This is a genomic window from Geomonas propionica (assembly GCF_016458235.1).
Lineage (GTDB): Bacteria > Desulfobacterota > Desulfuromonadia > Geobacterales > Geobacteraceae > Geomonas > Geomonas propionica.
Map to the genome: position 1 here is coordinate 81240 of NZ_JAEMHK010000017.1, position 23453 is coordinate 104692.

Sequence of the window (23453 nt, forward strand, 5' to 3'; positions counted from 1 at the left end):
TCATGGAAACATGGCCCCGGAGTCCTCGAAAGCCCCTTTTGGCTTCATCCGGGAGCGCGGAACGGCCCAGGTACCGCCCCGCGCTCCCCCCGCCGTTCTCCCCTAGTGGAAGGAGAGCCCGCCGTCGTGGACGATCATCTGCCCGGTGATGAAGGCGGAGTCGTCGGTGGAGAGAAAGAGCGCCAGGCCGATCAGGTCCTCCGGCACCGCCTCGCGCTTGATGCAGCGGGCGTTCAGCTGCAGGGTTTCCAGCGGCGGGATGTCCATGGCCTTGTTCTTGTCGAAGTTGTTGCCCCCCTCCGAGTGGGTGAAGCCCGGGGCGATGGTGTTCACGTTGATCTTGTAGTCCCCCATCTCGCGGGCCATGGAACGGGTGAGCGCCATGATGGCCCCCTTGGAGGCGACGTAGTGCGGCATCCCGGGGACCCCCTCGTTGACGGAGGAGGAGCCGATGTTGACGATCTTGCCCCCTTTTTGCTTCATGAACGGGAAGACCGCCTTCATGCAGTGGAACTGCCCGACCACGTTGATCTCCAGCACCTTCATGAACTCCTTGGTGGTGTATTCGGTGAAGGGTTTCATGACGATGCTGCCGAAGACGGCCGCGTTGTTGACCAGGATGTCCACGCTGCCGAAACGTTCCCTGGCGGCGGCGGCCATGGCGTCGCACTGGGCCTGGTCGGTGACGTCGGTTTTGACGTAGATCGCCTCGCCCCCCGCCTTCTGGATGTCCTGTACTGCCTTCTGCCCGTCAATGACGTCGGCGATCACGACCTTCGCCCCCTCTTTCGCGAACCCCAGTGCGTAGGCAGCCCCGATCCCCTGTGCGGAACCCGTGATGATGGCAACTTTTCCGTTGAGTCTTCCCATGGTCGTATCTCCTTTTTAGGTTGGTTTATTGGTGATGCTACGAATAGACGGCCAGCTCCTCTTCCCTGTTGAAATACCTGAGCACCGCGTCGGCCAGCGCCTCCATCTCGTTCTCCCCCGGGTTCAGGTGCACCGGTGCGATGAAGGAGATCTTTCTCAGTAGGCTCTCCAGGAGCACCTTGGAATAAACCAGGCTCCCCGTAAGCGCGATGGCGTCCACCTTCCCTTCCAGGACCGCCGCGGCGGCGCCCACTTCCTTGGCCACCTGGAACACCATCGCCTCGTACACCTCGGCGGCCTTTTGGTCCCCCTGGGCGATCCGCCTCTCGATCTCGATGGCGTTGGTGGTGCCGAGGTAGGCGTAGAGCCCGCCGCGCCCGGTGAGGAGCTTCAAGACCTCGTCCCTGGTGTACTCACCGCTGAAGCAGAGCTTCACCAGGTCCCCGGCCGGAATCGTCCCGGCCCGCTCGGGGGAGAAGGCGCCGTCACCGTCGAGCGCGTTGTTCACGTCGATGATCTTGCCGTTTTTGTGCGCGCCGACCGAGATGCCCCCCCCCAGGTGCACTACGATCAGGTTCAGCTCCTGGTAGCTTCTCCCGAGCTCCACCGAGACCTTGCGGGCGGTCGCCTTCTGGTTCAGCGCGTGGAAGCTGCTCTGCCGCGCGATCTGCGGGATGCCGGAGTAGCGGGCCGAGGCGCAGAGTTCGTCGGTCATGGGTGGATCTGCCGTGAAGACCGGGATGTCGTGCTGCCTGCCGAGATCGTAGGCCACGAGCCCACCGACGTTGATCGGATGCGCGCCGTAGATGCCGCTCTTCATGTCCTCGATCATCCTGTTGCAGACCCGGTAGGTCCCCCCCGGCAGCGGCTTCACGTTGCCGCCGCGGCAGGCGATCGCGTTCATGTCCCTAACCGAGAGCCCGTTCTCGGACAGCACCCCGAGGATGGCGTCCTTCCGGTAGTCGTACTGGTGCCAGATGGTCGGGAACGTCCTCAGCTCCTCGTCCGCGTGCTTCACCGATTCGTTCACCTTCATCTCGCCGTCCAGGTGCACCCCGATCTTGGTCGAGGTGGAACCGGGGTTGATGATCAATATCTTGGTGCTGTTCATGGTTGGCTCCTTGTCAGAAGGAATAGACGAGGTCGATCCAGGTCTGGTTCGCCTCGATGCGGTTCTCGGCCGTCACCGGTATCACGTACTTGCCCACGAGGCCGAACTTCCCGTTCTGGTAGCGCACTGCGGGGCCCATGGAGAATTCGCGGTCTCTCGTGTCGGGGCGCCTGACGCCGCCGATCTTGTCATCCTGCAACCCCTGCCAGATCCAGCCGGTAACGCCGAGCTTGAGGCTCGGGGTGACGGCGTAGTTCAGCATGTAGTCCATGTGCACCGCCTGGCCGGTCTGGTAGCCGCGCAGGCCGGTGCCGGCCTCGATGTAGTCGGAGTTCTTGGTGTGGTAGGAGTACATGAGCTTCGCGCTCGCCTCGACGCCGTTGTCGAAGAGGCCGGTCACCGCGACGACCGGCTCGATGATGAAGGCGTTGTTGCCGGCGTTGATCGGCTTGGCGGGATCGAAGGCGCCGGTGGGGGTGATCACGTCCAGCACGGTCAGCCAGTGCCAGGTTTTGGTGTGCCACGCCATGCCGACCCCGAAGTAGATGTCGCCCAGCCCGCCGTCATGCCCGTTGACGCTTACCGGCCCGCCGGGCGTCTGGGCGGTCACGTTGGCCTCCACGGAAAGGATCGGGATGATGGAGTGCACCAGGAAGTTCCCCCCGAAGAGCCCCTTGTCCGAGACGTAGATGGGACGGAAGGCGATGGCGGTCAGCGTCCCCTCGCCGTCGGTGATTCCCTGCCCCTTGTTCTGGACCTTCTTGATGTCCAAAAACACGTTGTAATCGATCAGGTGCAGCCCCGGCGGCGGCGCGGCCCCGGCGTAGAAGTCGGCGGTTCCGTTGAAGGAACTGCTGTTGAAGGCGTGGGCCGGGGGGCAGATGAAGAGTGCCGCCAGAAACAGGGCGAAGATCGAAATCCGTGCGTGCGTCATTGGTGCCTCCTGTCGTTCATTGCAAGTAAAGGGTCAGGCCAGGGTGATACCGGACTTCCCCGGGGCCACGATGTTGTTCGGGTCGAGGGCTTTCTTCACGGTCTTGTTGAAGCGCCGCATGGCCGGGCCGTAGGTGTCCGCTACTTGGTTCATGAAGGCCGGGGTGGTGCGGTTGATCCCCCAGCCGCGCTTGGTGAAGGACCTGGTCAGCTCTTCATAGCACTGCTGCGCCCGGCGGGACTCGGCCGCGTCGGCTGGGTTGAAGCGCAGGTCGATGACGTGGCGGGCGTCGCGCCAGAAGAAGACCAGCTCGCTCAGGTAGTCGAAGCCGTGCCGGTTCACGATCTCGGTGGCGAGCTTCACCTGCTGGGCGATCTCGCCGGGGCGGGCCGCCGCCGTCGGCTGGAAGCGCATGGAACCGCCGCCGGGGCGCCAGGAGTCGAGCGGATCGTTGCTGGTCACCTCACCCTTCATGAGCTGGGCGCGGTACAGGAAGGCCGGGTCCCCCTTCGCCTCCTTCTCGGTGATGATCTTGATCTTGTTGCCGAAGGCCTTGGTGAAGGTGCCGAAGACGTATTTCCAGTTCAGCTCCACCTGCTCCGGCGAGCCGTACACCGCCCCGTAGAGGTTCCAGGCTCCCACGCCGTACCGCTCCTGCACCTTCCGGGTGGCGAGGGTCCCCTTGCCGCCGTTCACGAAGCCGCTCTTTTTCCCCTGGGCCACCGTGGCCGCCTCCCACCCGGCGTTGACCAGGGCGCAGGCGTTGGGGACGATCTGGGTCTCGCGCAGGAACATGAGCGGCTTGACGATGTGCCCCACCATCTCGCTGCTGGGAAAGCGGATGCAGAACGGCTTGTAGCCGCCCGGCGGCGGTGGGGGCATGAGCCACCCTCCCACCTTGGTGACGATGCCGCTGTTACCCTGCGAGAAGAGGCCGTCCACGTAGGGGCCGAAGCCCCACTTGAAGACCTGCCAGCTGGTGGTCTTGGGGATTCCCCCCATGCCGGTGCGGATCAGGCTGCCGTCACCCAGCACCACCTCCATGCCGCAGGAGAAGAGGAAGGACTCGCTGTAGGGGGTGTAGCCGGTGCCGCGCTCGAGGATGTTGCCGGCGATGCTCACCCCGGCCGCCGGCGCCGGCGTGTCCAGCCAGAGGTCGATCTTGTTCTTAGCGAGGTAGCGCTGCAGGTCGTCATAGGTGACCCCCGGCTCCACCAGGCAGTAGCCCAGCTCGCGGTCCACCTCGATGATCTTTTTCATCCCGGAAAGGTCGAGGACGATCTGTCCGTCGGTGGCCGGCGCCGCGCCGCCGTAGCCCCGGTTCTCGCCGCCGTAGCAGGTCCAAAGCGGGGTCTTGTAGCGGTTGGCGATCCTGACCACCCCCTGCACCTCGCTTTCGCTGGCCGGGTACAGGGCCGCCGAGGGGCGGTGCTGGGCGGTCGGCGCCAGCGCGTTGTTGAGATAGCGCTGCAGGGACGCCGCGTCGGTCCGGACCCGGTTCTCCCCCAAAAGGGAGCGGTACTCCCGGATCGCCTTGGCGAAGGTGTCTTCGTTAATCCCCTTGGGGAGTGCCATAAAGCTGCTCATCTGGATGCCTCCTCGACTGTGGTGGTCTGTTGCCCGGTGCCGGCGCTAGGCCTGCAGGTTGATCCCGGACTTGCCCGGCGCCAGGATGTTGTTGGGGTCCAGCGCCCGCTTCAGCTTGTGGTGGATGTCGCGCATCCCCTCCCCGTAGCTGCGGGAGACCTTGTCCATGAACGCGGTGTTGGTCCGGTAGGTCCCGTAGCCGTTCTTGGTGAAGACGGTGAGGAGCTCGTCGAAGCACTTGTAGGCGCGCTTCATCTCCTCGGGCTGGGTGCGGTCGTAGAGCAGGTCGATGATGTGGTGCATGTCGCGCCACCCGACGATGAACTCGGAGACGTAGTCGAAGCCGTACTTGTTGAGGATGTCGGTCGCCACTTTCATCTGCTGCTCGCACTCCGAGGGGCGCGCCGCCACCGGGGCGAACCACATCGAGCCCCCGCCGCCGCGCCAGTTGTACAGGCCGAACTCCTGGAGCGTGGAGCCCCCCATCATCAGCTGGCGGCGGTACTCGAAGATCGGGTCATCCTTCGCCTCCTTCTCGGTGATGATGCGAACGTCCTTGCCGAACTTCTGCTTGAAGGCCCCGGAGACGTACTTCCAGTTGAGCGCCACCTGCTCCGGGGAACCGTACAGCGCCGCGTAGAAGTTCCAGGCCCCCACGTCGTACTTGTCCATGATCTGCTGGAATACCTTGGGGGGGAGCGAACCCTTCCCCTTGTAGAAGGTCTCCCGGTTGGTCCCCTTGCCGTTCTTGTCGTAGGTGAAGTACCCGGCCGCCTCCCACCCCGCGTTCACCACGATGCAGGCGTTAGGGATGATCTGGCTCATGCGCAGGGGCATCAGGGTCTTGATGATGTCGGGAAGCATCTCCACCTTGGGAAACTTCATCAGGAACGGGTAGTAGCCGCCCGGCGGGGGCCCTTTCATGAGCCACACCCCGAGCTTGGTGATGATCCCCAGGTTGGACTGGGTGAACAGGCCGTCCACGTAGGGGCCGTTGCCCCACTTGTTGGTCTGCCAGGAGCTCGAGTTGGCGAGCCCGCCGGTGCCGGTCCTGATGACGTCACCGTTGGCCAGCACCACCTCCATGCCGCAGGAGAACAGGAAATGCTCGCCGTAGGGGGTGTACCCGACGCCCCGGTCGGCGGTGTTGCCCACCGGGCTCGCCATCGCGGACGGAGCCGGCACGTCGACCCAGAGGTTCATCCGGTTCTTCTTGAAGTGCTGCTGCAGGTCGTAGTAGGTAACCCCCGGTTCCACCAGGCAGTACCCGAGTTCCTCGTCCACGTGGACGATGCGGTTCATGGTCTTCAGGTCCAGGACGATCTGGCCGCGGGTCGCGGGAGCCGCTGTGCCGTACCCCATGTTCTTCCCGGTCGAGACGGTCCAGAGCGGGGTCTTGTACTTGTTGGCGATCCCGACGATCTTCTGGATCTCCTGCACCGACTTCGGGTAGATCACCGCCGACGGTTTGTGCAGCTCCTCCGACTCCGGGATCATGATCTTCATGTAGGACTGCAGGGAAGCGGGGTCGGTCCTCACCCTCCCCTCGCCCAAAAGGGCGCGGTACTCGCTGATCGCCCGGGCGAAGGTTTCTTCCGATACTCCCTTGGGAAGCGCAACGAAACGGCTCATCTGATACCTCCTGGTCTGTGGCGTCCTATACCTCTACGGAGAAGGTGACCCGGTCCGCCCCGTTCTGGGTCACGTAGTGGAAGCGGCCGCCGCGATCGACGATGGCCTCGTGCACGACGGCGAAGCTCGCCTGGTCCAGCACCCCGACGAAGGTGTTGGTGCTCCCCCTTTTGGCGTCCTCGAAGAGAAGCGCCGCCTGGAAGTAGCAGTCGGTGAGGGAGCCGGACAGGGGCTGCACGTTCCACGCTCCCGGCGCGCTCTTTTGCATGCTCTCCACGAAATCGCGGGCACTGCCCAGGCCCGGGGCGTAGACGCAGACGCCGTTGATCGCTCCCGCGGTGGCGGCGTGCGCGCTTCCTGCCAGGGTGCCGGTACCGGAAACCGCCATGGCCGCTCCGGCGGCTATCACCGTCTTGAAAAAGGACCTTCTGTTCTGGCTGATCATTTCTTTGCCCCTCCTTTTTGGGCCGGAACCGGCCGGTATGTGGGGTTGATCTTTCTGTAGGCGGCGACCTCCTTCAGGTAGGCCACGAAGCCGTCCAGTTCCTTGGGCGGCACCTCGGAGAGCCTGAAGGCGGGCATGGCCTTCATCCCGAAGCGGACGTTGTTCCTTATGTACTGCTCGTGCAGCGGGTTGCCGCTTTTACTCTGCATGTCGAAGATGCCGGTGGGGCCGATCTGGACCCCCTGCTGGTGGCACATCACGCAGTACATCTCGAAGGCGTACGGCATCTTGGGCGGACCCGTCACGGCCGGCGCCGGCGTGGTGACGGCCACCAGGGAGAGCGCCGCCGCTACCGATAAGATGGTTTTTTTCATATCTCGCTCCTGTGTTGGTCCGGTTAAAGGCGCAGGTCCCGGTTGCCGTCAGCTTCCACCTTGGACGTGGTGCCAAGTTCCGGCTCGGGGAGCACCGTGTCCACCCGGGGCGGCAGGTAGCCCGCGCGCAGTTTCGGGGTGTACTTGCGGGTGAACTCCCTCTGGTTCAGGCTCAGCACGTAGCTCGCCAGCGCCTCGACCTGCTTGTCGCTCATGGCGTAGCCGCGCATGGGGGAGCCGGGGGAGACCCGCTGCGGGTCCTGGAAATGCTCGATGACCCAGTTCTGCTTGGAGCGGCTCCCCTTCAGGTTCTCCAGCGAGAAGTTGCTGGGGTCCTTGTCCGCGAAGGAGCTCAGGTCGGGGCCGACCGCGCCCCCCTGGCCGTTGATCTGGTGGCAGCCGGCGCAGTGCAGCTCCTGGTAGAGGGCGCGCCCCGCGATGAGCTTGTCCGCCTTGATCGCCTCGAAGTCCTTGTGGCAGTAGCCGCAGCGCGACTGCATCAGCCCCTTGGTCACCAGGGTCACCGGCCAGTTGTGGATCGGTTCGTGCGAAGAGCCGTAGTAGGTGGTGGCGAGCCCCTGGCCGCCGTGACAGATGGTGCAGCCGAACCGCTCCACCGGGTGCTGCTTCAAAAGCTCCGGGTACGGGTGGGTCTTCAGCGGCTGGCCGGCCTGGGCGAAGAGCGGGTCCTCGATCGAGATGTGGCAGGTGACGCAGCGGTCCACCGTCTGCCATTCGGTCACCACCACCTGTTTCAGTTCCGGTTTCATCTCGGCCACCCGCTGGTACATGGCGGGGTTCTTGTCCCGGCCCAGCTTCCCCATCAGCTTTTCCCGGTAATCCTCCTGGTAGTACTTCCATTCCCGGTTGGTGTCGCGGAACCCCGCCACTCCCAGGAGGACCAGGCAGACGAGCCCGCAGACGACGCAGAGTGTGGTGAGCTTACGCAAGACTGCTTTTTCCATCTCCATGCCCTCCCTAGACGACGAGTTTGGTCCGCTCGCGGTTCACCTTGGAGGTGTCCACCACGAGGGCGCCGGTGTGGTCCATGTACATCTCGTACCAAGGGAGGTCCTTGGGGGCCGGCCCGCCCAGCACCTCCCCCTTGTGGGCGAAGGTGGAGCCGTGGCAGGGGCAGGCGTAGGCCACGTCCGGGTCGTTCTCCACCTGCTTCACCAGGCACCCCAGGTGGGTGCAGGTCAGGGAAACGGCGTGGATGCCGTCGCGCTCCCTGACGATCTCGACCCCGCGCCCCTCGATGACGATGCGGCTGCCGATGGGGAAGATGGAGAGGTCCCCCACCTTGAAGGCCCGGGCCGGCTCGTAGAGCACGTTGGGCTTCAGGAACCGCCCGGTCTGCAGGGCGATGCCGCCCACCCCCAGGGCAAGCGTCGTCGCCGTCACCTTCTTCACGAAACTCCTGCGTCCCTCGTCCAGCCCGTCGGGCATGGTCGCCGCACCCCCGAAGTTGTTCAGTTCCATGACGTATCCTCCTTGTTGTCTTTCGCTGTTGAAGTCCCCCTTTGCGAAGGGGGAAACCCGTCAATGCCAGGGGAGGTTCAGGGTCCAGTTCGGCCCGCGCAGGAACTGCCCGATCACGATCAGGATCCCCATGGCCACCACGAAGACGGTAAAAATGCTGGTGGCGACCCTGCGCTCCTTGGCGAACCAGACCCCGACGCCGGCAGGGTTACGGTCCAGGTACGGGAGAAACAAAAGCGACAGCACGATGGCCGCCGGGGCCACGATTCCCCCCAGGAAGGCGGAGTAGCTGACCAGCTCCTGGATCCCGACGAAGTACCAGGGCGCCTTGGCTGGGTTGGTGGAGTGCAGGGCGTTGGCCGGTTCCTCGAGCGGCGCGTTGAACAGAAGCGACACGGCGACGACCGCGATCCCCACCACCAGGAAGACCAGCAGTTCGCGCAGCACTAGGTGCGGCCAGCTGGAAACGGTGTCGCCGGGGTCCTTGTCCACCTGGAGCGAGTCCCCGTCCACGATGGCCATCAGCGAGTAGGTCTTGTTCGGGTCCCTCGGGAAAATCTCTTGTTTTTTAACCACGTGCATGGCTGCACCTCCTCTCGGTCTGAATTCGATGCCGCATTAACGGTCCGCCGGGCGGGACAGGCCGCCGTCCTTGCGGATCCTCCAGAAATGCACCCCCATGAGGACGAGCGCCGCCACGGGGAGCAGGGCCACGTGCAGCACGTAGAACCTGATCAACGCCATCTGCCCGACCTCGTTACCCCCGAGCATCACGAAGCGGATCTTCTCCCCGATCCAGGGGGCGTAGGCCGCGATGTTCGAGCCCACGGTGATGGCCCAGAAGGCGAGCTGGTCCCAGGGGAGGAGGTAACCGGTGAAGCTCAGGAACAGGGTCATCAGCAAAAGGCAGATCCCCACCACCCAGTTGAACTCGCGGGGGGCCTTGTAGGAGCCGGTGTAGAAGACCCGGCACATGTGCAGGAACACGGCGGCGACCATGGCGTGGGCCGACCAGCGGTGGATGTTGCGCAGGATCACCCCGAAGGAGACCACGTACTCCAGGTCCTTCATGTTGTGGTAGGCGAGCTGCGTGGACGGGGTGTAGTAGAACATGAGCAGCGTCCCCGAGATGGCCAGGATCAGGAACAGGTAGAACGAGATCAGCCCAAGCCCAAGCGTGTAGCCAAAGCGCAGGGAGTTCTCGTGCACCCGCGCCGGGTGGATGTGCAAGAAGACGTTGCCGAAGACCGCCGCCGCCCGCGCCTGTTCCGGAGTCCCCTCCACGGGGCGCAGCACGGAACTCCTGATGTTCTTGGGGAGGTTCTTGATGGAATCTCTGATGCTGTAGACCGTTGCGCTCATAGGTTTTCTCCTCCTATTCCCATTCCTCGTCGAGGTTGAACTCCGCCATGGTGATGGCGCCGCCGGGGCAGCGCCGGGCGCACATGCCGCAGGAGACGCACCTGCTTTCGTCCTTGATGATCGCGGTCCTCGCCCTGGTTCCCGGCGCCCCCTTTGCCAGGGCTGCGGTAAGCTGCACCAGCTTCTCGTCCCCCTCGACCTCCTCCAGGCGCACCAGCTTCAGCGTCCCCTGGGTGCAGGTGTCGACGCAGGTGCCGCACAAAAGGCAGCGGGAGCGGTCGAAGACGGTCTGGATGCTGCACTGCCGGCAGCGCGCCGCCTGCTCGCGGGCCTCCTTCTCCTGGAAACCCAGGGTGATCTCCTCCCGGGTCCTCACCCTTTCCTCCGCCTCCCGCTTGGGGATCTTGGCGGCGGCGATGGTGTCGCAGCGCGTGTTGACGAAGTCCGCCGGCAGGGCCCTCATGTACCCCCTCTGCCTGACCTGCAATGCTTCGCCCCGCAGGTAGCCGTGGATGGAGCGCGCCGCCTTCTGCCCGTCGGCGATCGCTTCGGTGGCGTTTCGGGCGAAGCGCCAGCGCACGTCCCCTCCGGCGAAGACCCCGGGGAGGCTGGTGGACATGTCGTCGCCCGCCTTGATCTGCCCGGCCGGGGTGACCTCCAGCCCCTCGAGCCCCTTCAGGGAGGCGAGATTCGAGGCCTGTCCCACCGCGAGGATCACCGAGTCCACCCGGATCACGTGCTCCGAGTCGGGTTCGAAAGTGGGCTTGAACCTCCCCTCGCCGTCGAAGATCGAGGCCACCTTCATGAACTGGACCCCGGTCACCCTGCCGTCCTCTCCCAGGAAGCGCTGCGGCCCCAGGGAGGGGTGGAAGGTGATCCCCTCTTCCTGCGCGTCCTCGATCTCGACACGGCTGGCAGGCATGGTCTCCCACGATTCCAGGCAGGCGATCATCACCTGCTGCGCCCCCTGGCGCACCGCGTGCTGGGCACAGTCAATGGCGACCCCGCCCCCCCCGATCACCAGGCAGCTTCTCCCCAGCTCGATCTGGTCATGGTTTCTGACGTAATCGATGCCGTTGTAGACGCCGCGCAGTCCGGTCCCCTCGATCTCGATGCGCATTGGGTCCTGCAGGCCGATGGTGAGGAGCACCGCCTGGTACCCCTGCTCGCGCAGCCGGGCAAGGGTCAGCTCGGCGCCCACCACGGTGTTCAGCCGAAGCTCCACCCCGAGCTCCAGGATGGCGTCAATCTCCTTTTGCAGGACGTCCTTGGGGAGGCGAAAGGCCGGGATCCCGGAGCGGAGCTGACCGCCGGCGTGGGGAGCCGCCTCGAAGATGGTCACCGCGTACCCCAACAGCGCCAGGTCGTGGGCCGCGGTAAGCCCGGTGGGGCCGGAACCGACGATGGCCACTCGCGCCCCCTGGGCCGCGGTCGCCTGCTTGGTCCTGGCCTTTTCGACCTGTCTGGAGAGGTTCAGCACGTGGTTGCCCGCGCGGTCGCTCACCCAGTCGGCGCGCCGGGACAGCTCGTCCAGCCGCTGCACCACGCGTTTCGTGGAAGCGGCGCCGTGCTGGTCGCAGGCGAAGCGCTTCAGGGCCCGGATGTCCACCGGGGTGCCGGTCTCCCCCTTGCGGCAGGACTTCTCGCAGGGCGCCGTGCAGACCCTGCTGCAGACCGAGACCAGCGGGTTGGTCTGCCGGGCGATCAGGTAGGCCTTCTCGTAGTCACCCCTGGAGATGGCGCTCACGTAGCGCTTGGTGTCCGTCCCCACAGGGCAGGCGCTCTGGCACGCGGTCAGCGCCCGGTACTCCTCGATACCCAGGATCTTCACCTGGTACTTGCCGGTTTGTTGTTCCATTTCCGACTCCTCTTTGGCAGGTGGTGCGTTCTTTCCGGATCACTCACGTGCGGACGGCTACTGGGGCGCGGGAGGAGGACCGCTGGGGGGAAGCGGCGCCCTCAGGAAATAGAAGTTGTGAATCAGCGTCAAAAGGGCCACGAAGTGGAGGGTGAACAGCACGGAAACCACGTTCAGGTCGAAGGGAAGCCCCGCCGCCTGGACCCTGGCCACCACCGGAGGCATGATGAGCCGCATCAGGGCAATCCAGCCGAAGGCCAGGACGATCTCCGTGACGAAATTGCAGAGACCGCGCCTGGGCTGCTTGTACTTCGCGAAGGGGTAGTAGCCGAAGATGGCGCCGTGGAAGTTCTGCATCCCGATGATGGAGCCACCCAAGGCGGCGAAGGAAAAGGTCGGCGCCATGAACTTGAGGCTCACGGTCCAGCAGAGCCAGCCGAGGACGACGCAGACGGCGGTGTTGGCGATTTCCCCCAGGGGCTGCCGCATCTTGTAGAAGGGCCACTGCTGGAAGGTGAGCACGTTGGAGAATGCCTGGATCCAGACGATGATCCAGACCAGCAACCCGAAGAACCACTCCGCCTGGAAAGGACCCTTTGGGTCGTAGGAGGCGCCGGCGAAGGGGGTGCCGGAGAGATTCACCAGCTGCCACAAGAGTGCGGTGATGCCGACGATGACCGCCCCGCCACCGATGCCGCGCACCGCCGGGGAGCAGTTCTGGTTCAGCGGCCACCCGTTCCACGAGAAGGCGTACCAAAGGGTCACCGTGAAGAGGATGATGCCCCACCAGAACCCGACCGGGAACAGCGGGAAGCGGGGGTAGAGGTTGGTGGTGGCCAGGGGGCCCGCGATCGCGACCACGGTGAGCAGCGCCGTGGTGGAGAGGCCGGGCTTCCAGATGCCGTCGCCCGGCTTCCAGTTCCCCAAGGGAGGCGCGAAGGGCCAGCCACCCGAAACCAGCGGGGAGAAGACGACGATGCCGAACAGCACGTAAAAGGAGGCGGGGAGGAACACGGTGAAAAGCGCCCCGGTGGGGATGAAGTACATCATCGACCAGCTGATCCCCATGAACACCGCCAGGTAGACCACGAGCTGCCCGAATCCCGGGGCTGCGGCCACGCGACTCTCCCCGGCATCCAAGCAGGCCGTCTCGATTGCTTCCATGGTCACACCGTCCTGCCCATCCCCCGATATACTCATGGCGCGTCCTCCCTTATGGATATCTTCCACAAACAGTTTTATGTGAGACTAAAATCGGTTCGCATCTGGCAACGCCAGTGTGACAGCCACCAGTTTGTTCATTTGTTATTATCGTTGTTACAGTTACTTACACACCTAATACTGTGACCGGCACGGGACAAGCCACCGTACCAGGACCTGCAGTCATCGTTTGCCCGCTGACACCCCCTTCCAAAAGCACGGGCAATGCCAAAACATCGTTATCGCTTGTATGCAAGATTATCGTTCCTGGAAAAACCATGTGAAATCGGTTAGGTGCGGATATGCGAGGGGCGTAATTTTTGTCGCACGCGATTTATCTGCGGCGAAAAGGCCCGCGCAGCTGTTCACCAATTGATGAAATTCGAGGGTGGTGCCCCGGCGGTTTTCATCATTTGATGAACTCCATGTGGTAAGCACCGCAGCGGCGCAACCCGGCAAGATTTCATTATCAATTTGATATCACTGAACAATAGTAAAGAGACGTGCATTAGCCCCTACAGGGCACCCTGCGCGAGCAGATGGGAAGGAAGTTGAGCAACACTAGCGGCGGGAAAAAAGTAGCGAGCTACGGATGGTTACGCGCGCACCGCAGAAAGCGGCTTGCAAATGTCTACAAATGAATATAACATTGTTCTTCGTATTTTGGTATTGATATACCATTACTCATACCCCCCCCTCCGGTAGCGGGAGAGGGTCAGAGAGTAAGGGCAGGTCCTGGTCGCATTTTTGTTGTAATTGGACCGATCTGGAGGGCAGGACGAAGATGAGCAAATCGCAGAAAAAGAAAAACATTCCCGGCGATGCCACCAGGAACAAGGTACGCTCCCTGGTGCACTTTTGCGCCGATACCGGCAACATCTGGCTGCACGAACACCGCATGCTGCTGATCCACGCGGAGGCGCAAGGGGCCATGCGCCGGGAACTGATCGACACCCTCGGTATGGCCCGCGCCAGAGCCCTGCTCATGCGCATGGGTTTCGCTTCCGGCGTTCAGGACGCGGAGGTGTTCAAAAGACAGCTCGAAGGGGTCTCGGACCAGGAGGCGTTCCTGGTCGGGACTCAGCTGCACACGCTGGAAGGGGTCGCCAAGGTCACCACGCTGGAATTGGAGGTCGACCGTACCGCGGGGAAGTTCTCCGGTCAGTTCATGTGGGAGAACTCCTGGGAAGGGAACTGGCACATGAGACACTACGGTCCCCACTCAGCCCCGACCTGCTGGAGCCAAATCGGCTATGCCTGCGGCTACACCTCGGCGCTCATGGGGCGCCCCATCCTGTACAAGGAGGTGGAGTGCATCGGCAAGGGGGACAAGCATTGCCGCACCGTCGGCAAGCCCCTGGAGGAATGGGATGACACGGAGGAGTTCAAAAGGATCTTCCACCCCGATCCGATAGCCGAAGAGCTCAGGGAACTGCAGAACCAAGTGGTGGAGCTGCGCTCGGCCATTAACGAGAAGGAGAAGCTCCCCGCGGACGTGGTGGGCAAATCACCGGCGTTTTTGTCGGCTTACGGCCTGCTCAAGCAGGCGGCGGGAAGTCAGATCACGGTCCTCTTGCAGGGGGAGACCGGGGTCGGCAAGGAGGTGTTCGCGCGCACCCTGCACGAGCGAAGCAGCAGGAGCAAGGCCCCGTTCATCGCTGTGAACTGCGCCGCTATCCCCCATGACCTGGTGGAATCGGAGCTGTTCGGCGTGGAAAAAGGGGCCTACACCGGCGCGCTCGCATCACGCCCCGGGCGCTTCGAGCGGGCCAGCGGCGGCACCCTGTTCCTTGATGAGATCGGTGATCTGCCACTGCCGGCGCAGGCGAAACTTCTGCGCGTGTTGCAGGAGGGGGAAATAGAGCGGCTGGGAGACCACAAGATTCGCAAGGTGGACGTAAGGCTGGTGGCGGCCACCAACATCGATCTGAAACAGCTGGTGAGTGAAGGGAAGTTCCGCTCGGACCTCTACTATCGTCTCAACGCGTTCCTGGTCAAGATCCCGTCGCTCAGGGAGAGGAAGGAGGACATCCTGCTGCTCGCTGAGCGCTTCATGGAGAAATACGCGGCGATACAGGGAAAGAAGCTGCGGGGCTTCACCGACAAGGCGAAGCGGGCCCTGCTGGCGTACCCGTGGCCCGGCAACATCCGCGAACTGCAGAACATGGTGGAGCGCGGGGTGATCCTGGCGCAGCACGGCGCCCGCATCGAGCTGGAGCAGATGTTCTCCTCGACCGTGGAGGAAGCAAACCAGGAGTATAGCCTCAACAGCACCGGCAACCTCGACCTCAATCGCAGTTCGGCGGGAAAGGCGCTGTGCGAGGCGGTTCTGGAAGGCGGTCTACCCCTTGAGCAGTTGGAGAACATGATTATCAGGGCAGCCGTGGAGAAGGAGGGGGGCAATCTTGCCGCTTCGGCGCGTGCGCTGGGGCTCACCCGCCCGCAGCTTGCCTACCGCCTGGGGAGCCTGCAGCAGAAGGGGGAGGACTCGTTCCGCCTCCAGGATCCTTTTGTCAACCCCGACGTCTGCTGAGGGTCACTAGTAGATCCCCCGTCTCATCCTCTCCTGCATCATCTCGTGCACCCGCTCATCCACGTTCGCCGCAGTGATCCCGGATTTTCGGCACATCTCCCGCACCGGGTCGACCCGTTCGGGGCGCTGCAGGTCGTCGAGCCGCTGCAGGTGTCCCGTCCTTTTTCCCACTTGGTACAGCACCCGCTGTTCCGGTTCCAGCTCCATGAACCTCGTGGGGACGGCGACCATGCACACCTTGCCGCCGGGAAAGGCGCCGTTGATCTCCTGGAACAGGTTGAAGCCATGGTCGCTTCTGACCGCGCTGGTGATGCCGTCGAGGCGTTCCAGGAAGGTGCGGATCTCCCGTGCCAGCACCAGGTCGGGCGCCGGACGGAAGCGTATGTCGCCGCTGTCCGGGAAAAGGTCCCGCCCGTCCAGTATGTGCAGCGCCCTGAAACGGATGAAGTCCGGGTTGATCCGGTTGATGACGTCGGCGCTCTCTTCGGCGTGCTCGCGCGAAAGCTCCGTCCCCCCCAGACCGGCAAGGAAATACTCCGAGAGTTCCATCCCCGCACCCTTTACCTTGAGCCCCGCCGCGACCTGCTCCTCCTTCCCCACCCCCTTGCGCACCAGCTTGAGCAGCGTCTCCGAACCGCTCTCCATCCCCACGTGAATCCGGTTCAGCCCGGCCGCGGCAAGTTCCTTCAGCGCGCCGTCAGGGGTTCGGGCGAGGCTCGCGGAGCGGGCATAGCAGGTGACCCGCTTCACCCCTGGAAACCTCTCGCGCAGGTGGTGGAGGATCCGCAGCAGGTTTTCCGGCCGATAGGTGAAGCTGTCGGCATCCTGCAGGAATACCGACTCCATGCCGGCGCAGTACCAGCTCCAGGCAGCGAGCACTTCCTGCTGGTCCCCTCTTAGGGATTGCGGTGGCGCCCCCGCGGCGATCTCTTTGGTGAAATGGTGGATGGTGTCGATGTCACGGATGACGTCCTCGACCGGCCGGATGGAGAACTTCCGCTTCTTGTAGAGGGAGCAGAAGGTGCAGCGGTTCCAGGGACAGTTCCGGTTCACGCGGATTAAGAGGCTGTCGGCCTCGCTGGGGGGGCGGATCGGGCCCTGCTCGAACCCGGCGTATGGTGTCATGGGAACCTCCTGAAGGGGGCGTTACCTGTTCAGCAGCTCGACGGCCTGCCCTACCCCGTCCACGGTCAGCGGGAACATGCGGTTCTCCATCAGCCGGCGGACGATGCGGACGGAACTGGTGAGGTCCCACTCGCGCTGCGGCACGGGGTTCAGCCAGACGGCGCGCTGGTACTGGGCCAGCAGCCGGGACAGCCACACCGACCCCGCCTCGGCGTTGTCGTGCTCCACGCTCCCCCCCGGCCACTCGATCTCGTAGGGTCCCATGGTGGCATCCCCGACCAGGATCAGCTTCCAGTCCGGCCCGAAGTGGTGGATCAAATCGAGGGTGGGGAGATGATGCTGGTGACGGCGCCTGTTGTCGCGCCAGAGCTTTTCATAGACGCAGTTGTGGAAGTAGAAATGCTCCAGGTGCTTGAACTCGCTGCGGGCGGCGCAGAAGAGCTGCTCGCACTCTTCGACGTGGGGGTCCATCGACCCGCCGACGTCCAGCAACAAAAGCACCTTCACCTTGTTGTGCCGCTCCGGGACCATGCGCAGATCGAGGTACCCGGCGTTTTTGGCGGTGGCCCGGATGGTGGCAGGAAGGTCGAGTTCCTCCTTGGCCCCCTCGCGGGCAAAATCGCGCACGCGGCGCAGGGCCATCTTCATGTTGCGGGTGCCGAGTTCGGCTGACCCGTCGAGGTTACGAAACTCCCGCTTATCCCACACCTTGACCGCGCGGCGATGACGCGACTCCGCCTGCCCGATCCGGATCCCCTCGGGGTGGTAGCCGTAGGCGCCGAAGGGAGAGGTGCCGCCGGTGCCGATCCACTTGCTTCCCCCCTGGTGCCGCTCCTTCTGCTCGGCAAGGCGCTGCCTCAGCGTCTCGAGGAGCTTGTCCAGCCCCCCCAGCGCCTGGATCTGGCGTTTTTCCTCCTCGGAGAGGAACTTCTCCTTGATCTTGCGCAGCCACTCCTCGGGAATCTCGGCGAAAAGTTCGCCTTCCCCCACCGTTGCCCCCTCGAAGAACAACATGAAGACGCGGTCGAACTTGTCGTAGTTGACCTCGTCCTTCACCAGGATAAGGCGCGCCAGGAAGTAAAATTCCTCGGCGCTGCCAAACGCCAGCCGTTTCTCCAGTGCCTCGAGCAGGGTCAGGAACTCGTTCAGCGTGACCGGGACTCCGGCCCGCTTCAGCCCCAGGAAGAAGTCGATCAGCACGTCGTCAGGCCCGGAAGCCCAGTCCCGCGCGCCGGGCCGGCGTCTGGAACAGCTGCAGGTCCTGCTCGTTTTTCAAAAGCGCCCCATGCAGGGGAGGCATCCCCCGCTCCTTTGCCGCAGCCTGCAGGGCCTTGGGAGAAATCCCTTCCGCTGCCAGGATCTTGAGCCAGTCGAGAAGCTCGGAAGTGGACGGTTTCTTCTTCATGCCGGGCATCTCCCTGACGCCCAGGAACACCTCCAGGGCCTCCGTCACCAGGGCTCGGTCCAGGCCGGGATGGTGCACCGACACGATGGACTCCAGCGTCTCCCGGTCCGGAAAAGTGATGTAATGGAAGAAACAGCGGCGCAGGAAAGCGTCGGGAAGTTCCTTCTCATTGTTGCTGGTGATGATGATCACCGGGCGGTGTCTCGCCTGCACCAGTTCCTTGGTCTCGTAGACATAGAACTCCATCCGGTCCAGCTCGCGCAAAAGGTCATTGGGGAACTCGATGTCCGCCTTGTCCACCTCGTCGATAAGCAGCACCGCCTGCCGTTCCGACTCGAACGCTTCCCAGAGCTTCCCCTTCACGATGTAGTTCCCGATCTGGTGCACCCGCGCGTCGCCAAGTTGCGAATCCCTCAGGCGCGACACCGCGTCATACTCGTAGAGCCCCTGCTGCGCCTTGGTGCTCGACTTGATGTGCCACTGGAACAGCGGCTTATCCAGCGCGCGGGCCACCTCTTCCGCGAGCATGGTTTTCCCCGTTCCCGGTTCCCCCTTCACAAGCAGCGGCCTCCCCAGCACCATGGACGAGTTGACGGCAAGCTTCAGGTCTTCCGTCGCTATGTAAGACTCAGTTCCCGCAAATTTCATGTCGTTCATGTTGTTCCCTGTGAGCATCGACCTGCAGCCAATGCCTTGGCGTTGAAGAGCCGTGACGCTCCTCGATTAATAGCCGAACCTGGCGGAGATATCGGCGGCCCCCTGTTTCAGCAGCGGCACCAGTTCCTGCTCCATCCTTTCGAGCGGAAAACGCTGCGAAGGTCCCAGGATGCTGAGGGCGCCGATGACGCGCGACGTGTAGTCGCGGATGGGGGCGCCCACGCTGGTAACGCCCAGGTCCAGTTCCTCAACCTCCACCGCGTACCCCTGTTGGGCGATCACCCGCAGTTGGCGCTTCCAGCGCACCGGATCGACGATGGTGTGCGGCGTGTGCTTCTCGAACTTGTTGGTGGAGGCGTATTTGACGATGGCCTCCTCCGCGAAGTGGGCCAGAAGCGACTTACCGGGTGCTGTGCAGTAGGCCGGCAAATGCACACCAAGAGCAGGCATGACCCGCAGGTTGTGGTCACACTGCACCGCATCGAGATTGATCACGCTGTAATCCGCCATGATGGAGACGCACGCCGTCTCGTTGCATTCGCGCACAAGCCGCTCCATCACCGCCCGAGATCGTCCCAGGCCTCGCTGCCGGAAGGCGTTCTGAGACAGTTCTACCGTCTTGTACCCAAGGCGGTAGCGCTCAGTCACCTCGTCCTTGCTGATGTAGTCGCGCAGTTGCAACGTGGCCAGCAACCGGAACACGTTGTTCTTAGGCAACTTGAGGCGTCGACTCAGGTCAGTCAAGCCGACTTCGTGATCCTCCCCAAGAAACTGCTCCAGAACATCCAGCGCCCGGCTGACACTTCGGTTATAGCTCGTCTTTTCCCTGCCCTTTGTCATGATTGGCTTCCTCTGTACTGCCCTCCGTACCTGTGCAAAGCCGCATAATATAGTAATGAAGTACTTCAATACCATATTAAGATAAGCGTGTCAAACACCTAACTGCCGGAGTCCGGTTCGGATGTGCCCTCTCCTCAATCGACAGCTTTTAAGGGGACCATTCTGGTCCCAACACCAACTACGAAAACCTTTGATACAGAACCGCGACGGAGTGGCGGCGGTAGTAGTGGCTAACGCGCCTGAATCCCTGCGACTCGACCAGTTGATCGAGTTCCAGATGGGAGTAGGTCTTGATGCAGTTCGGGCAGCTCGCCCCGTGCGCGCAGCCACTGCTGCATTGGGGCACTGAATTCCGGCAGCGCACCTCGACCAGGAGGTACCCATCGGGGCGCAGGTTGAGGACTATGTTCTTCAGATACCGGCTCTTCTCTGTGCCGTCGGGGATGATGTTCAAGACGTAACTGGAGAGCACCAAGTCCACATCGAGCGTGCCGTGGCTTAGCTCATCGACGGCAAGAACACCGGCAAGCTTCCTGGCACTATCCATCTTCACGATGCGGGCTACCTGTACCGGAAGGTCCGCCGCATACACCCGGAAACCTGCCTCGGCCATGAAGGCCGAATTGCGCAGGGTGCCCGCGCCGTAATCGAGGACCGAGCGCACCTCTTTCTTGCGGAAAAACTCCAGGTATTTGCTGACACTTATTGCTGCGGTCGCCATATGTGCTCCTGATACGGCGGTGACAGCGGATCATCCGGTCACAACCGCGGCTTGAGTTGAAGGGTTTTCCTGATGCGGGGCGGAATTTGCCTGGCACACGGAATCTGGGTGGAACAGTGCCCGCAGGAACCGTAGTTCCAGGCGGAGAAGTGCTCCTTATTGCCGTGCGTTTCGCAGCGCCCCGGGATCTTGCCGGTCTTGGTGATCGCTCCCGTCGGGCAGCGCCTGATGCAGGCGTCACAGCTCCCGTCGAAAGCGTAGAGACAGTACTGGTAAACCTCGGTGTAGGGACGTGGCGTTGGGGTGAGTTTCAAATCGGTGATCACGCTGCACAACCGCCCGAGCGCGCCTTTTTCGGATATGAAATTCTGATGCAGCCCGAAGGTGCCGAGGCCGGCGGCGAAGGCGGTATGCCGCTCGGACCAGAACGGGCGCCAATCGTCGGAATCGTAGCGGGGATCGATATTGGGCGCGACCGCCCTCCCCCCGTGACGCTCGGCGAAACGGATCAACGACCGGCGCACCACGTTCAGGAATTTGGAGCCGTTCCACTTCCCTGAGGAGAACTCGATGGCGGAGTAGCGTTGATCCTTGGCGTAGTGTTCGGTGATGTGCCCAGTGAAGGGGAGGAAAACGCTGATGATGGAACGGGCGCCGGGGAGCCACTCCTGCGGCAACCGGTGCATCGGGCCGACCACCTCCGGGTCCTGGAACCGCTCGAAGAGCGGATCTTCGGCCGAGGCAACGCCGATCAGGGGGAGGTCCCATATGGGCGGGTTATCTCCCTCAGGCAGGGCGTTGCGGAAGTCCCTGCGCACCAGGTCAGTCACGTGGCGCAGCACTTCCTCCAGCGCGACATCATCCGCCCCTTCCCGTTCCACGACCGAGACGGGAGCTGGATCGGGAAGGTAGAAGTCAGGGTTGACCCCTTCACGCCGCGCCTCGTCCCGGGTCACTTGCTCCGGATTCGCGTGCAGAGATCCTTTGACGATCGCCGGCTGGTCGAAGGGCTTTCGGAAGCCGGGAGGAGAACCCTTGGTGAGATCGTAGGCGACCCAGATGTAGAGCTGTTCGAAGGTCCCATCCAAAAGTCGGGAGGCGAGTTCGCCCGGGGTCTCCCCCTCCCCTAGTTTGGTCATCCCCGGCTCCGGAAAGATCTCCCCTTCAATGAAGTAGTACACCTCCTGCCGCAGCGGCGCCGCGAAGTTGCGCAGCGTGGCGGTGCGGTCGCTGCTGCGCACGGCCAACATTTTGCGGGAATCGGGGCGGTAGCCACGGTAGTTGGCCCCGAGAATATAATCCGTCAGGGCCTCCAGCACCGACTGGCGGTCCAGCTTGCGGGGATACGGCTCGCCCCATTTAGGGATCTCGTTTTCAAACAGGGACTTGCTGGTGTCGGTATTTTCGCTCATCGGGTGCCTCTCGTCAGCGTTTGCCGGTCCAGTGCAGCATGCGGCGCTGCACCAGGTCGAAAAGTTCCATGATCAGGATGATCACCAGCGACATGAAGAGCATGCCCGCCAGGACCTTGGGATAATCGGAGAAGTCGGCGTTGTACTGGATGAAATGCCCCATGCCGGACTTGGCGCCGAACATCTCGGCGACGGTCAGCAGGATGAAGCTGAAGACCAGCGCCATGCCGGCGCCGCTGAAGATCATGGGGAGCGCGCCGGGGAGGATGACGTTGCGATAGAGGCGGAATCCACCCAGCCCCAGAGTCCTGGCGTTCTCGATGTAGCGCTCCTCCAGGTGCACCACACCATGAATGGTTCCCATCAGGATGGGCCAGAAGGCGCCGGCGAAAATGATGAAGGCGGAGGAAAGCCAGAAGGTCGGGAGTATGGCGATGGCGTACGGGATCAGCATGGTCGGCGGGATCGGGCTCACGCCGCGGAAAACCGGCATGAGCAGGCCGCGCAGCCATGACGAGGAGCCAATAACCAGCCCGCCGCCAATACCCAGGGCCAGCGCCAGGAAATAGCTCGGTGCCAGCATTCCCATGGAGTTGCCAAAACCCAGCACCAGTTTCGGGAACGATTTACCGAATGCCGGCAGGATCTTGGATAGTCCCGGGAAAAGCACCGGCTCCAGCCAACCGGACCAGTCCGTGGCTGCCTCGAAGAGCAGCACCAGCAGCAGGATGACTGCCGCCGATCCGCTGTACTTTTTGATCAGTTGCTCAACCATGACGATTGCCTCAATTCTGGCGGTCGAAGCGCTTTTTCGCCTCGCGATAGAACTTGTCCTTGGGGTTGCGCCGCTGCAGTTCCTTAAGGGCGTTGCGGTAGAGATCGACGTTCACGTAGCGGTTCAGGTCGATGTCCCCTTCCACGTAGTCGATGCTTTTCATGTCGTGCCACATCTGCGCGACCCCCTTCCGGTTCGGGTCGGCATGGGTTTCCTGGTGCGGCTCCAGGGTGAACTCCCGCGCCATCTTGTCGTCGATGTTCAGGACGCGCTTGTTCACCTCCACCGCCAGTTCCGGGTTCTGGGTCTTGATCTTTTCCGCCTGCAGGATCGCTCTCAGGAACGCACGATAGGCTTCGGGATCTTCCTTGACCGCCTTGCCCCTGGCGACGATGCGGCAGCAGGGGTGCTGGGGAAAGAAGTAGTTGCTCCAGCCGACCACCGCGACGCCGGATTCCTTCGCCTTGAGAAGTATCGACGACGCGCCGATGCCGACGTCAGCCTTGCCGGATTTGACCGCTTCGAGTACCGCCGAGGGGTTCTTCAGTTCGATGATCTTGACGTCCTTGTTGGGGTCGAGGCCGGCACGCTTCAGGGCGCCGCGCCAGACGATGTCGGCGGTGTAGATGCGCGGGGTCGCGACGGTCTTGCCGCGGAAGTCCCCGATGGTCTTGAAGTTCTGCGCCTTTCCCGGCAGAGCGATGACCGGGTGCCCGCCCGAGAGGTGGCCGCCGATGATGGAGAAATCGCTTCCCTTGGAGATGAAGGTAAGTGGACCGGCGGTGCCGAAAGAGACGCCGATGTCGATCTTGCCGCTGTTGAGCGCGTTGAGCCCGTCCGAAGAGCTGGCGAACTGCACCAGTTCCACCTCTACCCCCTCTTTCTCGAACAGCTTCTGATCCTGCGCCAGGAAGGTGAGGACGCTCCCCCCGCCCGGCGCGTACCCTACCTTCAGCTTTGTCTTGGCAACCACGGCGTCAGCCTGCGCCGCCAAGCCCAGGGCGGCAACTGCCACCACCATCAGTCTCTTCCATATCGATCTCATCGTTCGCTCCTTTGTTCGTGGAAATAAAAAAGGCCAGGCTAGACGGTTTCATCACCGTACTTGCCTGGCCTCCAGTGTCTCTGGT

General features: G+C 63.1%; 22 protein-coding genes. 1 reads left to right on the top strand and 21 read right to left on the bottom strand.

What is annotated here, in order from left to right; translation table 11 throughout:
- Positions 1-102: 102 nt before the first annotated feature.
- The 13 genes from JFN90_RS19150 to JFN90_RS19210 are packed head-to-tail and all read right to left on the bottom strand — an operon-like array spanning position 103 to position 12855.
- A complete protein-coding gene (locus JFN90_RS19150; RefSeq protein ID WP_199396722.1) occupies positions 103-870 on the bottom strand; it encodes an SDR family NAD(P)-dependent oxidoreductase in 768 nt (255 codons plus the stop codon).
- Positions 871-907: 37 nt separating this feature from the next.
- Positions 908-1981 carry a butyrate kinase gene (gene buk, locus JFN90_RS19155; protein WP_199396723.1) on the bottom strand — a complete coding sequence of 358 codons (1074 nt, stop codon included), beginning with the start codon at positions 1979-1981 and terminating at the stop codon, positions 908-910.
- Positions 1982-1994: 13 nt separating this feature from the next.
- A complete protein-coding gene (locus JFN90_RS19160) occupies positions 1995-2915 on the bottom strand; it encodes a SphA family protein (protein WP_199396724.1) in 921 nt (306 codons plus the stop codon).
- 33 nt (positions 2916-2948) lie between these two features.
- Positions 2949-4502, bottom strand: coding sequence for an FAD-binding oxidoreductase (locus JFN90_RS19165; protein ID WP_199396725.1), 1554 nt, complete (start codon positions 4500-4502; stop codon positions 2949-2951).
- Between the two features lie 45 nt (positions 4503-4547).
- Positions 4548-6134: an FAD-binding oxidoreductase gene (locus tag JFN90_RS19170; protein ID WP_199396726.1), complete on the bottom strand. Its 1587-nt coding sequence runs from the start codon at positions 6132-6134 to the stop codon at positions 4548-4550.
- Between the two features lie 25 nt (positions 6135-6159).
- Positions 6160-6579 carry a twin-arginine translocation pathway signal protein gene (locus JFN90_RS19175; protein ID WP_199396727.1) on the bottom strand — a complete coding sequence of 140 codons (420 nt, stop codon included), beginning with the start codon at positions 6577-6579 and terminating at the stop codon, positions 6160-6162.
- Positions 6576-6953 (bottom strand): c-type cytochrome, encoded by a 378-nt coding sequence (locus JFN90_RS19180; protein ID WP_199396728.1) that lies wholly within the window; start codon positions 6951-6953, stop codon positions 6576-6578. Before JFN90_RS19180 ends, JFN90_RS19175 begins: the two co-directional genes overlap by 4 nt.
- Before the next feature lie 23 nt (positions 6954-6976).
- A complete protein-coding gene (locus tag JFN90_RS19185) occupies positions 6977-7918 on the bottom strand; it encodes a c-type cytochrome (protein WP_199396729.1) in 942 nt (313 codons plus the stop codon).
- Between the two features lie 13 nt (positions 7919-7931).
- Positions 7932-8435 (bottom strand): QcrA and Rieske domain-containing protein, encoded by a 504-nt coding sequence (locus JFN90_RS19190; protein WP_199396730.1) that lies wholly within the window; start codon positions 8433-8435, stop codon positions 7932-7934.
- Positions 8436-8495: 60 nt separating this feature from the next.
- A complete protein-coding gene (locus JFN90_RS19195) occupies positions 8496-9017 on the bottom strand; it encodes a cytochrome b family protein (RefSeq protein WP_199396731.1) in 522 nt (173 codons plus the stop codon).
- A 36-nt stretch (positions 9018-9053) separates the two neighbouring features.
- Positions 9054-9797: a cytochrome b N-terminal domain-containing protein gene (locus JFN90_RS19200; RefSeq protein WP_199396732.1), complete on the bottom strand. Its 744-nt coding sequence runs from the start codon at positions 9795-9797 to the stop codon at positions 9054-9056.
- Positions 9798-9810: 13 nt separating this feature from the next.
- Positions 9811-11655, bottom strand: coding sequence for an FAD-dependent oxidoreductase (locus tag JFN90_RS19205; protein WP_199396733.1), 1845 nt, complete (start codon positions 11653-11655; stop codon positions 9811-9813).
- A 57-nt stretch (positions 11656-11712) separates the two neighbouring features.
- On the bottom strand, positions 11713-12855 hold the full coding sequence (locus tag JFN90_RS19210) for a hypothetical protein (RefSeq protein ID WP_199396734.1): 1143 nt from the start codon (positions 12853-12855) through the stop codon (positions 11713-11715).
- Between the two features lie 784 nt (positions 12856-13639).
- Between JFN90_RS19210 and JFN90_RS19215 the strand changes: the two genes are divergently transcribed.
- Positions 13640-15388: a sigma-54-dependent Fis family transcriptional regulator gene (locus JFN90_RS19215; protein ID WP_199396735.1), complete on the top strand. Its 1749-nt coding sequence runs from the start codon at positions 13640-13642 to the stop codon at positions 15386-15388.
- Between the two features lie 6 nt (positions 15389-15394).
- Here the strand turns inward: JFN90_RS19215 and JFN90_RS19220 are convergent, their stop codons facing one another.
- The 8 genes from JFN90_RS19220 to JFN90_RS19255 form a co-directional block, all read right to left on the bottom strand.
- Positions 15395-16513: a radical SAM protein gene (locus tag JFN90_RS19220; RefSeq protein ID WP_199396736.1), complete on the bottom strand. Its 1119-nt coding sequence runs from the start codon at positions 16511-16513 to the stop codon at positions 15395-15397.
- 21 nt (positions 16514-16534) lie between these two features.
- Positions 16535-17713, bottom strand: coding sequence for a vWA domain-containing protein (locus JFN90_RS19225; RefSeq protein ID WP_199396737.1), 1179 nt, complete (start codon positions 17711-17713; stop codon positions 16535-16537).
- Between the two features lie 4 nt (positions 17714-17717).
- Positions 17718-18575 carry an AAA family ATPase gene (locus tag JFN90_RS19230; RefSeq protein ID WP_236019075.1) on the bottom strand — a complete coding sequence of 286 codons (858 nt, stop codon included), beginning with the start codon at positions 18573-18575 and terminating at the stop codon, positions 17718-17720.
- Positions 18576-18641: 66 nt separating this feature from the next.
- A complete protein-coding gene (locus tag JFN90_RS19235; RefSeq protein WP_199396738.1) occupies positions 18642-19415 on the bottom strand; it encodes an IclR family transcriptional regulator in 774 nt (257 codons plus the stop codon).
- A gap of 178 nt (positions 19416-19593) precedes the next feature.
- A complete protein-coding gene (locus tag JFN90_RS19240) occupies positions 19594-20136 on the bottom strand; it encodes a class I SAM-dependent methyltransferase (RefSeq protein ID WP_199396739.1) in 543 nt (180 codons plus the stop codon).
- A gap of 38 nt (positions 20137-20174) precedes the next feature.
- Positions 20175-21548 carry an epoxyqueuosine reductase gene (locus JFN90_RS19245; RefSeq protein ID WP_199396740.1) on the bottom strand — a complete coding sequence of 458 codons (1374 nt, stop codon included), beginning with the start codon at positions 21546-21548 and terminating at the stop codon, positions 20175-20177.
- A 13-nt stretch (positions 21549-21561) separates the two neighbouring features.
- The gene (locus JFN90_RS19250; RefSeq protein ID WP_199396741.1) at positions 21562-22323 is read right to left on the bottom strand and encodes an ABC transporter permease; all 762 of its coding nucleotides are present in this window, start codon (positions 22321-22323) and stop codon (positions 21562-21564) included.
- Positions 22324-22333: 10 nt separating this feature from the next.
- Entirely contained in the window at positions 22334-23368 is a 1035-nt protein-coding gene (locus JFN90_RS19255; RefSeq protein ID WP_199396742.1) for an ABC transporter substrate-binding protein, read from the bottom strand.
- Between the last annotated feature and the right edge of the window lie 85 nt (positions 23369-23453).

Bases quoted from the DNA above. Each gene is read 5' to 3' on its own strand.
- JFN90_RS19215 (WP_199396735.1), top strand. From the start codon at position 13,640: ATGAGCAAATCGCAGAAAAAGAAAAACATTCCCGGCGATGCCACCAGG.
- JFN90_RS19185 (WP_199396729.1), bottom strand. From the start codon at position 7,918: ATGGAAAAAGCAGTCTTGCGTAAGCTCACCACACTCTGCGTCGTCTGC.
- JFN90_RS19165 (WP_199396725.1), bottom strand. From the start codon at position 4,502: ATGAGCAGCTTTATGGCACTCCCCAAGGGGATTAACGAAGACACCTTC.
- buk (WP_199396723.1), bottom strand. From the start codon at position 1,981: ATGAACAGCACCAAGATATTGATCATCAACCCCGGTTCCACCTCGACC.
- JFN90_RS19170 (WP_199396726.1), bottom strand. From the start codon at position 6,134: ATGAGCCGTTTCGTTGCGCTTCCCAAGGGAGTATCGGAAGAAACCTTC.
- JFN90_RS19255 (WP_199396742.1), bottom strand. From the start codon at position 23,368: ATGAGATCGATATGGAAGAGACTGATGGTGGTGGCAGTTGCCGCCCTG.
- JFN90_RS19160 (WP_199396724.1), bottom strand. From the start codon at position 2,915: ATGACGCACGCACGGATTTCGATCTTCGCCCTGTTTCTGGCGGCACTC.
- JFN90_RS19230 (WP_236019075.1), bottom strand. From the start codon at position 18,575: ATGAACGACATGAAATTTGCGGGAACTGAGTCTTACATAGCGACGGAA.
- JFN90_RS19250 (WP_199396741.1), bottom strand. From the start codon at position 22,323: ATGGTTGAGCAACTGATCAAAAAGTACAGCGGATCGGCGGCAGTCATC.
- JFN90_RS19210 (WP_199396734.1), bottom strand. From the start codon at position 12,855: ATGAGTATATCGGGGGATGGGCAGGACGGTGTGACCATGGAAGCAATC.
- JFN90_RS19190 (WP_199396730.1), bottom strand. From the start codon at position 8,435: ATGGAACTGAACAACTTCGGGGGTGCGGCGACCATGCCCGACGGGCTG.
- JFN90_RS19150 (WP_199396722.1), bottom strand. From the start codon at position 870: ATGGGAAGACTCAACGGAAAAGTTGCCATCATCACGGGTTCCGCACAG.
- JFN90_RS19200 (WP_199396732.1), bottom strand. From the start codon at position 9,797: ATGAGCGCAACGGTCTACAGCATCAGAGATTCCATCAAGAACCTCCCC.
- JFN90_RS19195 (WP_199396731.1), bottom strand. From the start codon at position 9,017: ATGCACGTGGTTAAAAAACAAGAGATTTTCCCGAGGGACCCGAACAAG.
- JFN90_RS19220 (WP_199396736.1), bottom strand. From the start codon at position 16,513: ATGACACCATACGCCGGGTTCGAGCAGGGCCCGATCCGCCCCCCCAGC.
- JFN90_RS19240 (WP_199396739.1), bottom strand. From the start codon at position 20,136: ATGGCGACCGCAGCAATAAGTGTCAGCAAATACCTGGAGTTTTTCCGC.
- JFN90_RS19175 (WP_199396727.1), bottom strand. From the start codon at position 6,579: ATGATCAGCCAGAACAGAAGGTCCTTTTTCAAGACGGTGATAGCCGCC.
- JFN90_RS19205 (WP_199396733.1), bottom strand. From the start codon at position 11,655: ATGGAACAACAAACCGGCAAGTACCAGGTGAAGATCCTGGGTATCGAG.
- JFN90_RS19235 (WP_199396738.1), bottom strand. From the start codon at position 19,415: ATGACAAAGGGCAGGGAAAAGACGAGCTATAACCGAAGTGTCAGCCGG.
- JFN90_RS19180 (WP_199396728.1), bottom strand. From the start codon at position 6,953: ATGAAAAAAACCATCTTATCGGTAGCGGCGGCGCTCTCCCTGGTGGCC.
- JFN90_RS19245 (WP_199396740.1), bottom strand. From the start codon at position 21,548: ATGAGCGAAAATACCGACACCAGCAAGTCCCTGTTTGAAAACGAGATC.